This is a genomic window from Paenibacillus sonchi (genome assembly GCF_016772475.1).
Classification (GTDB): domain Bacteria; phylum Bacillota; class Bacilli; order Paenibacillales; family Paenibacillaceae; genus Paenibacillus_AQ; species Paenibacillus_AQ sonchi.
Map to the genome: position 1 here is coordinate 1,397,565 of NZ_CP068595.1, position 13,044 is coordinate 1,410,608.

10 protein-coding genes and 1 pseudogene are annotated in these 13,044 nt (G+C 50.2%); 4 read left to right on the forward strand and 7 right to left on the reverse strand.

What is annotated here, in order from left to right; translation table 11 throughout:
* Window positions 1–14 precede the first annotated feature (14 nt).
* The 7 genes and pseudogenes from JI735_RS06475 to cls all read right to left on the reverse strand — a co-directional run bounded on the left by JI735_RS06475 (window position 15) and on the right by cls (window position 8,283).
* Window positions 15–845, reverse strand: a complete 831-nt coding sequence (locus JI735_RS06475; protein WP_039838485.1) for a carbohydrate ABC transporter permease — start codon at window positions 843–845, stop codon at window positions 15–17.
* Window positions 845–1,774, reverse strand: a complete 930-nt coding sequence (locus JI735_RS06480) for a carbohydrate ABC transporter permease (RefSeq protein ID WP_051052225.1) — start codon at window positions 1,772–1,774, stop codon at window positions 845–847. The genes JI735_RS06475 and JI735_RS06480 overlap by 1 nt, the downstream gene beginning before the upstream one ends.
* Before the next feature lie 99 nt (window positions 1,775–1,873).
* Window positions 1,874–3,142 carry an ABC transporter substrate-binding protein gene (locus JI735_RS06485; protein ID WP_202677202.1) on the reverse strand — a complete coding sequence of 423 codons (1,269 nt, stop codon included), beginning with the start codon at window positions 3,140–3,142 and terminating at the stop codon, window positions 1,874–1,876.
* A gap of 103 nt (window positions 3,143–3,245) precedes the next feature.
* Window positions 3,246–3,530 (reverse strand): helix-turn-helix domain-containing protein, encoded by a 285-nt coding sequence (locus JI735_RS06490; protein WP_202677203.1) that lies wholly within the window; start codon window positions 3,528–3,530, stop codon window positions 3,246–3,248.
* Window positions 3,497–4,789, reverse strand: coding sequence for a response regulator (locus JI735_RS06495; RefSeq protein ID WP_202677204.1), 1,293 nt, complete (start codon window positions 4,787–4,789; stop codon window positions 3,497–3,499). Before JI735_RS06495 ends, JI735_RS06490 begins: the two co-directional genes overlap by 34 nt.
* The gene (locus JI735_RS06500) at window positions 4,770–6,491 is read right to left on the reverse strand and encodes a sensor histidine kinase (RefSeq protein ID WP_039838479.1); all 1,722 of its coding nucleotides are present in this window, start codon (window positions 6,489–6,491) and stop codon (window positions 4,770–4,772) included. Before JI735_RS06500 ends, JI735_RS06495 begins: the two co-directional genes overlap by 20 nt.
* Before the next feature lie 284 nt (window positions 6,492–6,775).
* Window positions 6,776–8,283: pseudogene (gene cls, locus JI735_RS06505) on the reverse strand (cardiolipin synthase).
* A gap of 236 nt (window positions 8,284–8,519) precedes the next feature.
* Here cls and JI735_RS06510 point away from each other — a divergent pair.
* The 4 genes from JI735_RS06510 to JI735_RS35385 all read left to right on the forward strand — a co-directional run bounded on the left by JI735_RS06510 (window position 8,520) and on the right by JI735_RS35385 (window position 13,000).
* On the forward strand, window positions 8,520–9,140 hold the full coding sequence (locus tag JI735_RS06510) for a TetR/AcrR family transcriptional regulator (RefSeq protein ID WP_202677205.1): 621 nt from the start codon (window positions 8,520–8,522) through the stop codon (window positions 9,138–9,140).
* A gap of 14 nt (window positions 9,141–9,154) precedes the next feature.
* A complete protein-coding gene (locus tag JI735_RS06515; protein ID WP_202677206.1) occupies window positions 9,155–9,448 on the forward strand; it encodes a hypothetical protein in 294 nt (97 codons plus the stop codon).
* A gap of 96 nt (window positions 9,449–9,544) precedes the next feature.
* Entirely contained in the window at window positions 9,545–12,742 is a 3,198-nt protein-coding gene (locus tag JI735_RS06520) for an efflux RND transporter permease subunit (protein ID WP_039838477.1), read from the forward strand.
* A 135-nt stretch (window positions 12,743–12,877) separates the two neighbouring features.
* Window positions 12,878–13,000: a putative holin-like toxin gene (locus JI735_RS35385; protein WP_233476278.1), complete on the forward strand. Its 123-nt coding sequence runs from the start codon at window positions 12,878–12,880 to the stop codon at window positions 12,998–13,000.
* Window positions 13,001–13,044: the final 44 nt, after the last annotated feature.

Below are 13,044 nucleotides of genomic sequence, written 5' to 3' on the forward strand. Positions count from 1 at the left end.
TAAATATTCGCAGCCTAGCCTTTAACAGCCCCTGCGGTTATACCTTGAATAATATATCTCTGCATCAGTAAAAAGAACGCGATGACGGGAATGACCGCCATAGTCAATGCGGCCAGCGCCAAATGCCATTCGTTCATATACTCCCCGAAATAAACATAGGAAGCGAGCGGAATCGTCTGATTGGATTTCTGGCCCAGCACAATATACGGCAGGAGAAAATCGTTCCAAATCCACAACGAGTGCAGGATGGCAATCGTGGTCGTAATCGGCGCAAGCAGAGGAAGGAGAATGCGGAAATATACACCGAAGGTATTGCAGCCGTCAATGGTAGCCGCTTCTTCCAGTTCAATGGGAATCCCCTTGATAAAGCCGTGATAAAGGAACAGCGCCAGCGGGATACCGAAGCCGAGATACATGATAATGATTCCGTACAAGGAGTTGATTAAATGAAAATCTTTGGCGACCTGCAGCAAAGGGATCATCATCGTTTGAAAAGGGATGACCATGGATGCCAGAATCGTCAGAAAAATAATATTGCTGAGCTTGCCCGGACGGCGGACGATTTGATAGGCGGCAGCCGAGCTGACCAGCAAAATGCCGAGCACGCTGATGACCGTTATCATAAGGGAGTTCAGAAAAGCGGTTGGAAAATGAATCTGCTGCCATACGGTTATGAAATTGCTCAGCCCGAAAGACTCGGGAAGGGACGCCGTGGAGCTTAACACCTCGTCATACCGCTTAAACGCATTGATGAACACAAGATACAGAGGGGCGAGAAAGAGTAAGGCCAAAACGGCCATGGCGATTTCAAGCAGAAATTTTCCGGCATTATAGCGCTCTTTCATTACATTTCAACCTCCTTGCGTTTCATCACAAATACCTGGATAAGCGTGATGGAAGCGAGTACGACGAAAAATACGATCGCTTTGGTCGAAGCCAGTGTGTATTGATTGTTGGAGAAGGCATCCTGATAAATTTGCAGCGCAAGCGACTCCGTCGATCCAAACGGTCCGCCCTTCGTGAGTGCAAAGTTCAGATCGAATACCTTAAAGCCGTTGGTGATCGCCAGGAACAGGCAAATCGTGATCGCGGGCCGGACCAGCGGAAGAACCATGAACCAGAGTCTCTGCCAGGAGTTGGCTCCGTCAATCTCGGCCGCTTCCAGCAGATCGGGTGAAACCCCTTGGAGAGCCGCAATGTAAATGACCATCAAATATCCGGCGGTGTACCATACGTTAACGATAATCAGCGCCCAGAAGGCGTAGTTCGGCATGGCCAGCCAGCTCTTCTCGAATATTCCCCAGCCTGTCAGATCGGCCAGATTCGGGAATACCTGGGTGAAGATAAACTGCCAGATAAATCCGATAATCAGCGGTCCGATGACATGGGGCATGAAATAGACCGTTCTTAGTATATTTTTGCTTTTCAGAGCGAAATTCAGGGCAAAGGCGAGGAAAAAACCCGCAATATTAACTAATATCGTACCGACCGCTACATACTTCAGCGTAAAGAGAAACGATTTCAGGAAAGCTTTATCATGGAAAAGGGTGATGTAATTATCCCATCCGGCCCATTCGATATTGCTGCTGATCCCGTCCCAATCCTGAAACGAGAAAAGAATCGCTCTGAAAAAAGGAAACACAATGATGAGTGTGAACAGCAAAAGCGCCGGGGACACAAATGCAAAGTAGATCAAATGCTTGCGGAGACTCGTTTGCTTCATCGCTGGCCGCACTGCGACTCCCGGCAGCTTGCCGGTAAGAACTTGCTTCATGTTCGCCCTTCTTTCGTGATGGATTTGAAAAAGAAAGCCACTGCAACCATAACAACAGTTTCCGCGCAGTGGCTGTCCTCCTGTATAAAAACGCCGTTATTAATCTACTGCAGCGGTCCAGGATTTCTGCAAATCCTCAAGCGCCTCTTCTTTGGTCATTTGACCTGCGATATACTGCTGCAGCGGCTTCACAAATTGCTCCCGGATGCCCCCGTTAGGCCACAGGGCGAACGCCCAAGGCAGCGTCTTGTTCTCTGTTACATACTTGCCCATATCCTCAGCCAGAGGCCCCAGGTCTGCACTAGCTTTCATGCTGGTGAAGGCCGGAGTGAACTGGAATGATTCCACCAGATATTTTTGTCCGTTATCGTGCACCCATGCCAGAAACTTCTTGACTTCATCCAGGTGCTTGGAGTTTTTGTTCACGACATAGTAGTTCGGTACGCTTACAGGCAATTTGGTTTCCTCCGGGTTATCCGTAAGCGGGATAGCGAACATACCCATCTGGATGTTCGGATTGATCTTCATCACCGGCTGGAGAACCCATACGCCCTGCTGCATCATGGCCGATTTGCCGGATGCAAAGCTCGCCACCTCGGCATCATAGCTGATTCCAAGCGAATCCTGGCCTTTTCCGTAGTTAACAGTCATGTCGAGAACATCAAAGAATCCTTTCATAAATGGACTGTCTTTGACTTGGGCCGTTCCCTCGTTCAGCTTCTTGGCAAAACCTTCCGGGTCGGGTTCATAGGAGAAAGGAAGACTGAGCAAGTGCTGCCCGAGCGGCCAGTTCTCCCGGTAGGCCTCGGCATACGAAGTAATGCCTGCAGCCTTCAGCTTCTCGTTCACTTCTTTAAGCCCGGTCAGTGTGGTTGGTACCTTGTCGATTCCCGCTTTCGCGAACAGCTCCTTGTTATAGACAAATCCATAGCCTTCAATAGCGAGCGGGAAGCCGTATTTTTTACCGTCAATGGTCATGCCCGGCTGAGCAGCCGGCAGGACATCCTCTATCCACGGCTCGCCCGATAGATCGGCTAGTTTTTCCTGCCAGTTCTTCATGTCCGCATAGCCCTTCATTGTAAAGATGTCGGGCTCATCGCCCGAAGCAAACATGGTTTTAAGCCGCGTAGGCACATCGGCAGTAACCTCAGGCTCAATGGTAACGTTCGGATTCAACTTGTTGTAATCGGCCAGCATCTGCTTCAGCTTATCCGCAATTTCCGGCTTGTTCTGCAGCAGCTTCAAGGTGATCTTGTCGTTTTTTTCGCCTTCCCCGGTGGAGGTGCTCTCCGAGGCATTATTGCCGCATCCAACCAGCAGCGTGCCGGTTAGAGTTATAATTGCGAGGCTTGATAACCATTTTTTCATTCTGTATTCCCCCTTAAGCAGTAATGGTTTGTTTGAACAGCTTAATATTAACCGCTTTCAATTCCGGCTTGGAGGGAAAATCTTCGCCTCTGCAGGTAATATTTTAATCGCTCTTCCGGTACAGAAGCGGAGAAAGGCCCACCTGCTTTTTAAAAGCTTTGCTGAAATAATTTTCGTCCGCATAGCCAACCTGACTGGCGATCTCCGAAACGCTTAGCTGGGTATTGCGGAGCAGCGTTTTGGCTTTCCCGATCCGAAGCTCCGTCACATAGGTAATAATGGTGGAATGACAGGTCTCCTTGAACTTCTTAGATATATATTGGGGGCTGAAATGAAACTTCTCCGATAGTACGGTTAACGAAATCTCTTCCTCAAAATGCGCATGCAAATAGTCGCGGATTTCTTCAATTCCTCCATAACCGGGGAAGGCTGTTTGCTCATGCTTTCCATCAAAATCCATAATTGCTGAACGAGCATCTTTTTCCATTCATTGAGATCGCTGATCCACAAAGGCAAATAGAGAATCGGGAGCGTTTCCTTCTGTTTGGCGATCAATCGTCCAAGCATTAAATTCGCCTCCATCGAGCACAGCTGCAGTTCTTTCAATGGCAGCACTCCCGCCGCGCATAAACTGTCCGCATATGAGCTCACGATCTCGGAGACCAGATGCTTGTTCCCCGTTTCAATGGCATTCTTCAGCAAAAGCAAATAGTTCTTCATTCCGGCCTCTTCTGCTCCTGCATCATCCGGAGCCTCCGGTCTGCCGGAGAACACATTGCTGTTTAGCAGTTCTTTTCTGGCCTCTCCCACACCCTCGGAGATATTCTCCAGCGCATAAAGCTGTTTGCATTCACCGGCCAGTACCTCCAGACCGAGAGTGTCTTTCCATGCCCGTCTCACCCGGTTCAGGTAAAAAGCCAAATCCTTCCCTTGGACTGCTGTAACAAGCATCCACTGGTACTCGTCCAATCTGCACAGATAGTACGGCCTGTCTTTACCCATCGCATCCAAAACAATATTGTTTATGGCGAAGAAAAACAGTTGATCGTCCATCATAAAACGATTGCTTACGATATCCAGCCTGTTTTTTGGCAAAATCATCACGATGTTCAAGGAAGATTCCGGCAGCCCGATTCTTCCGAACATTTTTTTGACAACGTTTATAGAGGAACGGTCGCCTTTTGCCAACATCACAAGCTTTTCCTCTTCAAGCAAAGCATCCGCTTTCCGGGCAATAGCCCCAAGCCGGGCTTCCGCCTGTTTCCCGTCCTCCAGTTTATTCCAGGCATCAACTGCCCTTTGCATCGCTTCCTCCAATTCTTTTCTTCGAATGGGCTTGAGAATATAATCGATTCCATTGGCCTTGATCGCAGCCCGGGTAAATTCGAAATCACTGTATCCACTTATCACAATGACCTGAGTATTAAATTTTTCTTCCCTAATTTTCTCAAGCAGCTCAATTCCGTTCATTACGGGCATTTTCATATCGCAGAAGACAACCGCCGGGTGATGAAGCCTGATCAGATCAAGAGCCTCGACCCCATTGTCCGCCAAAAGCCTTTCTTTAACGCCGAATTTTTCCCATGTAATGGAAAACTCGATCCCTTCTCTCACATGTTCCTCGTCGTCAACAATCAATACTTTCATGCCCTTCTTCCTCCTTTAAGTGAATCATGAGCCGAATTTGCGTTTTCTCGTACGGGAGGCTTGTTAGATCCCACTGGAAATCTTCGCCGAATTGAAGCCACAGCCGCTGCAAAACATTCATCAAGCCGATGCCGCCTTCATCCTGCTCCAGCACCTTATGCTTGGCGTAACGCGCTTTCATCGATTCGATTTCCTCAGGCTTCATTCCTTTTCCATTATCACTGATGCTTATCACCAGCCTGGGGTCCCTTGTAATGTCAACTTCAATTCTCCCCTTGCCCGTGCCGTCTTCAATTCCATGAATAATGCTGTTTTCTACAATCGGCTGAAGAATCATTTTCGGTACAATGGCGGAAAGAGCGGCCGGGTCGCAGGAAATCTGGTAAGTGAGCTTTTTTCTGAACCGGTTCTCCTGAAGGGAGAGATAATGCCCGATATGGTTCAGCTCCTGCTCAAGCGGGACGGTCTCTTTGGTCATATCCATGCTGTACCTCAAAATAAACCCAAGCTCGGTAATCCGGTCGCTGACCTCCTCCGCTTGATGCCGCATCGCCTCTGTTGAAATGGACTGCAGCGCATTATATAGAAAATGGGGATTGATTTGCGCCTGAAGCATTTTAATCCTCGCCGTCGAAACTTCCAGCTTCTGATGATACTCGTTGATAATTAACCGTTTCAAATTATGAACCATCAGTTCAAACCGGCGCTCCAAAATGCCAAGCTCATCCTGGCGGGTGCCGGTGGGGGCAATATCAAAAATCCCGAGCTCCACATAGGAAATACTCCGCACAAGACGCTTTATCGGCACGATGGTGGAATAGGAAAGAACAAAGGCTAATATCACGATGCAGGCCAGGGCGACCAGCTGAATCGCAATCGGCCGGCTCAACGTCTGTCTGGCCGACTCGTTCATGGCGGTTGATGGAATAAATTTGATGATCGTCAGGGGAAGATTCAGATAATGATCGCTTGCATATACATATACACCTTGTTTTCCTTCCCATTCTCCGAACCAATAGCCCTGCTTGGCTGTATTGTTATCCGCGGCAATGTTCTCGCCGGTCAACGTTTGACTAGGCAGTGAAGCCGATGAGGTATACAGCAGCTGGTTGTCTGTATTGATATACATAAACATGGTTTCGAGAGAAGGATCGAACAGCAGCTGGTTTAAACTTTCAATTTCATCCAAAGAAACATAAATGGACAGCAGTCCCAGCAAAGCGGGTTTGGGATAATCAATCAGCTTTTTATGGACAGCCAGAAGCCGCTCGCCCCCAAGCTGCCGGACTTCATAGCCGGGCAACCTGTCCCACTGGCGCGTATCTGCGGACGGGAGAACGGTGCCCAGAGCATCATATGAAATGGAATCATCCGTCTCGTATTGCTGCTCGGCATCTGCCCCGTAGAAGTTGACGATTTTGATTTCATGGCGCCGGCTGTATAATTCGGACAGATTTCTCTGGATAAAGGTAAAGCGCTCGTAAACATCCGTATTTTTCCTGCTGAAGGCATCCATGCCCTCTTCGGAATACCATGACACCGATAACAGATTTAACTCCTGCAGATACTTTTTCATATTCTCCATACCGATCAGCAGCGTACCGCGGTTTAAATCAATGGCTTGATTCTGAAGAGACTGGTAGCTCGACCTGTAGGAAATAATATTAGACAAAATAAAGGGAATCGTCGTAACAAGCAGCATCCAGACCAGCAGCTTAACAAACAGGCTTTTCTTATAAATGGGCTTCGCCTCGCTTTTCAGGACAGATTAAATTTTCTTTAGAGTATACATCCTAAAAGATCGAATCGGTTACAAGAAATTTGATCCAAGAGGTAATGATTTCAACACAAGCCATATCTTCCTCACCAATGCAAAAGACCGCTAGACACCTGCACCCAGCAGGGTCTGACGGTCTTTTCTAATAGCGGGCGCGCATCTGGAGATGCACGATTGGCAGCCGTATGCCCCTCACAGCTCAGGTCTTACTACAGCAGTGGAGACATCAGCCTTGCCGCCGATTCCAGCACCCGCTCCAGCAGCCGTTTGTTCATAAACGTCTCATGCACAATCTGGCGGGTTGACAGCAGGTCGCGCTCAAAGTCGGCCACAATCCGGGAGACACTTTCCGTCTGCAGCAGCAGCGCATTGACCTCAAAGTTCAAATGGAAGCTGCGCATGTCCATGTTCGCTGTGCCTATGGTTGCAATTTCACCATCGGTGATCAGCAGCTTGGAGTGAATGAAGCCCTTCTCATACTCATAGATCTTCACACCGGATTCCAGCAGCGCCGGGAAATAGGAGTGTGAGGCCAGAAAAGGAAGCCATTTATCCGGTTTGGCCGGGAACAGCAGCCGCACATCCAGCCCGGACATCGCGGCTACCCGCAGCGCCGTTAAGATATCTTCATCCGGGATAAAGTATGGAGTGGCGATCCATACCGACTTTTCCGCCGAGGTGATCATTGAGAAGAAAATATTTTTCAGCGCACGGCGCTCGTTATCCGGCCCGCTGGCGATAATCTGTACTGCCCCGTCGCCATTCGTGAACCGCAGCTGCGGGGAGAGATAGTCCTGCTCGAGAATTTTTTCGCCTGTCGTGTGCATCCAGTCCTGCAGGAAAATAATCTGCATCGTCCGCACCGCTTCACCCCGGAGCAGCATATGGGTATCGCGCCAGAATCCGTAGGTCTTGCTGCGGCTGAGATATTCATCACCAACATTCAGCCCGCCCATGAAGCCGACATCTCCGTCAATCACGACGATTTTGCGGTGGTTGCGGTAGTTGACCCGGCTGGAGAAAAAGAAGTGGAATTGCCGTAGGCCGCCACCTGAACTCCGGCATCGCTTAATTCCTTCAGAAAGGCGCGGGACAGCTGAATGCTTCCTACCGCGTCATACATAAATCTGACGGCAACGCCCGCACGGGCTTTTTCAATCAGAATCTGCTGAATGCGGGTCCCGATATGATCGGCCCGAAAAATATAATATTCCATATGGATATGGTGCTGCGCCTGACGCAGCTCCAGCAGCAGTGTGCCGAACGTTTCCTCACCATTGGTCAGGATGCGCGTCTCGGAATTGAATGAAATCGGGGTTCGTGCCAGCCTCTGCGACAAGCCCAGCAGCTTCTGCCGGGTGGTGTCAAAGATCGACCAGTCCTGATGCATGCGCAAGGCATCATTCTCAATCCGCTCATAGGCCATCTGGTCACGTTGAGCTTTTTTATCATATTTGCGCCGTTTGAACACATTTTGTCCGAACAGGAAATAAAGAATGAGTCCCACCACCGGAATCAAGGCCAGCAGCAGAATCCATGACATCGTAGTGGAGGGATTACGGTTCTCCATAAAAATACCGAGGCCAATGGAAATGACAGTCAATGTAGAGAAAACACTGACAATGGTCCCGACGGTGCTGCCCAACAAGCCGAAGCCAAAGTAATAAAATGCCAATAAAGCTGCAATAATGACTATAGCTTGCAATCCTCTTCTCATAGATAACCTACCTTCTCTTTCTGCCTTTCATCACGAAAATGACACATTTATATATTACATGAAGAATCTATTTCTTCCTAGCCAGTATCCGCTGCAAAACAGTAATTTCAACAATAATGTAACCTCTTGGCCGCCTTCAACGTAGCTACATTTGAAATGGCTCCCGTTCTATACTATAATCGGTTCGACTAAGGAGTCAATTACAGAACTCCCGGGTCAGAGAGGAGTCGCTTTCTTTGGCAGCTGATAAAACTACGAATAAAAAGGAGCAAATTATCAAAACAGCCATGCAGCTATTCGCTGTGAAAGGCTCGTCCTCCACTTCCATGCAGGAGATTGCCGAGTTATGCGGGATATCCAAGGGCAGTCTCTATCTGGTATTCAAATCCAAGGAGGAGCTGGAGCGCAGCATTTATATATATTGCTTTCGCATGATCCGCGATCCCTTGCAGCAGGAAGAACAGAACAGCTCAAGAACGCCGCGCGAGAAGCTGCGCAACCAGATTGAGATTCTGCTTCACCATGTGTACGAGCTGCGCGAGTTTTTCCAGCGGCAATTTCAGGAGCTGGCCGGAAAAGGAATGACAGATGCGCCCGATTGGCTGCGCAAGATTAATGGTCCATTGCTGAAGTGGAGCCAGAATAAGCTGGAAACCCTATATGGAAAGGAGGTCCTGCCTTATACAGGAGAATTGTTCCTGCTCGGGCATGGAATGATTCATTCCTATATTTTTTTGCTGTTCAACCACGAGTCTTTCGTTTCCATTCCGCGTCTTGCCAACCATCTGGTGGATGTATTGGACATCGTGGTAGCAGGTCTGCACGCCGGCCGGCCGGCCCCCTGTTCTCCTCCATAGCCCTGGAGAGCTGGATGGAGAATTATGAAGCCGGCAGCCACCGTAATCCTTTGCAGCTCCTCAAAGAAATGAAGGAACGGTTGCATGCCGGCTCCGGGGCAGACCCGCACAGTACAGAGGATGCCCTGGAATCGATAGCCATTCTGGAAAGCGAAATTCTCATGCCTCATCCGCGCAAGGCGATTATCCTGGGGATGATTGGCAACCTCCAGAGCTATCCTGCGGTTCATCCGCAGCTGGAGGATCTGAAGAAACTATGTTCGTTTCACATGCAGGGTGTATGCGGTTTTCATGAACCCGGCATATAGCGGCAGCAGAGAGAGAAAGACGGATAGGCAGTACATGCAGATTTTATACTGGAGGCGTTCCCTACGGAAGGCCCGAGAGGAGCAGAAACGTAACTTATGAAAAGCCTCATTAACTTTTCGCTCAGAAACAAATTCGCGATTTGGCTTCTGACCATTATTATTGTGTTCGCCGGTCTGTACAGCGGCCTGACCATGAAGCAGGAAACACTGCCTAATATCAGCATCCCTTATCTCAGTATCACAACCATTTACCCGGGGGCTGCACCTGAGGGCGTGGTGAACGATGTCAGCAAGCCGCTGGAGCAGAAGCTCCGCAATGTGGACGGCGTGAAGACATTGACCTCGAACTCGCTCGAAAACGCCTCAAGCATCACCATTGAATTTGATTATGGCACAAATCTGGATAATGCTACGGCAGCCGTGCGCGAGGCGCTGAATGAAGTTGCTCTGCCGGATAATGTGCAGAAACCGCAGATTTCACGGTTCAGCCTGAGCTCCCTGCCGGTGATTTCACTCAGTTTGTCCGACAACAGTTCCTCCGATCTGGAGAGCCTGACCCGCATCGCCGAGAATGATATCCGTCCGGCTCTGGAAGATATCGAAGGTGTAGCCTCCGTGCAGATTGCCGGACAATATGTCAAAGAAGTCACGCTGAAGTTCAACCAGGATAAGCTGAAACAGTACGGGCTGACCGAGGATACCATTAAAGGAATCGTCCAAGGCTCTTCCCTGCGCGTGCCGCTTGGACTCTTCACAATGGAGGAGTCGCAGAAAGCCGTTGTAGTGGATGGCAATGTCACGACCGTTGATGATCTGAAAAACCTCAGCATCCCTGTTGTGCCCTCCGGCGCAGCAGGTGCGGGTGCAGCTGGCGGAGCCCCGGCAAGTGCAGGCACACCTGCAGGTACAGGTGCAGCCGGCGGAGCCGGAGCAACGGACGCAACCGGTAATGCCGCTGGCAATGCAGCCGGCGGAGCAGCTATGACCGGACTGCCGACCGTCAAGCTGGGAGAGCTGGCCAATATCGAGGTTACAGGGAAATCGGAGTCCATTTCCCGCACCAACGGCAAGGAATCCATCGGGATTCAGATCGTAAAAGCCAATGATGCCAACACAGTAGATGTGGTTAACGGCGTCAAGGACAAGACGGATGAACTGAAGAAGCAATACAAATCGATGGACCTTACGGTTCTGCTGGACCAAGGAAAGCCGATTGAAGATTCCGTAAACACCATGCTGTCCAAGGCTGCCTTTGGCGCCCTGTTCGCCGTGCTGATCATTCTGCTCTTCCTGCGGAATATCCGCTCTACGATTATTTCCATCATCTCTATTCCATTGTCGCTGCTGATTGCAGTTCTCTGCCTGCGCCAGATGGACATTACCCTGAATATGATGACCCTGGGAGCAATGACCGTCGCCATTGGGCGTGTCGTCGATGACTCGATTGTCGTCATTGAGAACATCTACCGGCGCCTGAGTCTATCCGGTGAGAAGCTGCGGGGCCGGGAGCTGATCAGCGCGGCAACACGTGAAATGTTCGTGCCGATCATGTCCTCCACAATCGTTACCATCGCTGTGTTCCTGCCGCTCGCTTTTGTCAGCGGTATGGTGGGCGAGCTGTTCCTGCCTTTTGCCCTCACGATGGTATTCGCTCTGCTGGCTTCACTGATAGTAGCTATTACCCTGGTGCCCGCACTCGCTCACACGCTGTTCCGCAACGGCCTGAAGAAAGGCAAGAACAGCCACAGCGAAAAGCCTGGCAGAATGGCTGCCGGCTATCAGAAAATTCTGGACTGGTCCCTCTCCCATAAGCTGATTACCTTCGGGGTAGCCGTGCTTCTGCTGGTGGGCAGCTTGTTCCTGATCAAACCGATCGGTGTGAGCTTCATGCCTTCCCAGGAAGAGAAAAACGTAATGCTCACCTTCTCTCCAAAAGCCGGACAAACGCTGGAAGATGTGAAGGAGCAAGGCCTGAAAGCCGAGAAATACATTCTGGCTCAAAAGCATTTGGATAACATGCAGTATTCCATCGGCGGCAGCGGTCCGTTCGGTATGGGCTCCGGCAATTCCGGGCTGTTCTATGTGACCTATGACAGTGATACTCCGGATTTTGATACCGTCAAAGAAAACCTGATTGAAGGTCTGACCAAAGAGGTACCGGATGGGGTCTGGGGCGATATGTCCGGCATGTCAGGCGGAGGTCTTGGCGGCAATACGCTGACCGTGAACATTTTTGGCGACAGTCTGGATCAGCTTAAGCCGGTAGCCGACGAAATTGCCGGCATTGTGCAGGCGGACACCGGCAACTTCAAGGATGGAAAGACCAGCCTCTCCGAAGCCTACGATCAATACACCATCGTTGCCGATCAGGCGAAGCTTAGTTCCCTCGGCCTTACCGCCGGACAAATTGCCATGAAGCTTAGTCCTGCCGGTACCCGTCCAGTGCTGACTGAGGTGGCGATGGACGGTAAAAACTATAATGTCTACATTGAAACTGACAAGGACACGTACAACAGCATTCAGGAAATGGAAAAGGCTACGCTGACCTCCCCGCTGGGCATTACGGTGCCGATTGGCGAGGTAGCCAAGATTGAGAACGGGACTTCGCCGGACTCCATTACCCGCGAAGATGGTAAAATGAAGGTTGATGTCACCGCTGAGATTATCTCGAGTGACGTGAACAGTGCTTCGAACAGCGTCAAGGAAAAAATCGACGCGCTCGATCTGCCGGATGGCGTAACCGTCACCTTCGGCGGTGTAACCGAGCAGATTAACGATACGTTCGGACAGCTTGGAATTGCCATGGCGGCTGCCATTGCCATCGTGTACTTCGTGCTTGTAGTTACCTTCGGCGGCGGTCTGGCCCCGTTCGCGATCCTGTTCTCCCTGCCGTTCACCGTTATCGGTGCACTGGTTGCCCTGCTGCTGGCCGGAGAAACCCTCAACGTCTCGGCGCTCATGGGCGCACTGATGCTGATCGGGATCGTCGTCACCAATGCCATTGTCTTGATCGACCGTGTAATCCACAAGGAAAAAGAAGGGATGTCTACACGCCAAGCCTTGCTTGAAGCCGGAGCCACCCGCTTGCGTCCGATCCTGATGACCGCACTGGCGACCATCGGCGCATTGCTGCCGCTCGTATCCGGCCTCGAAAACAGCGCCGGCATCATCTCCAAGGGCCTCGGTGTAACAGTAATCGGCGGTCTGGTCAGTTCCACCCTGCTGACCCTGGTTGTTGTGCCGGTAGTGTATGAGTTCCTGATGAAATTCCGCAGCAAAAAAGTGTATGAATAAGGCTTGATGACCAATTGAAATAATAAAAAACAAGGTGCTCTTCCTTATGTGGAAGGGTGCCTTGTTTTTGGAGAAATGTTATATCCTACCTATGAATATTCATGGTATAATCACACAAGCAATGGAAAGGCTTATATGGGCGGTCGGCTAAGCTCCCTGAAGGGAGGTGAGGCCATGGAGGTCTATCAGGCGTTGTCCCTGATGTTCATGTTCGGCATGTTCATCATAGCACTGCTTAACTACCTCAAAAAGAAATAGACCGCCCTGTCCAAAGGAAACGGTCTATCTCTTGACTATTTTTC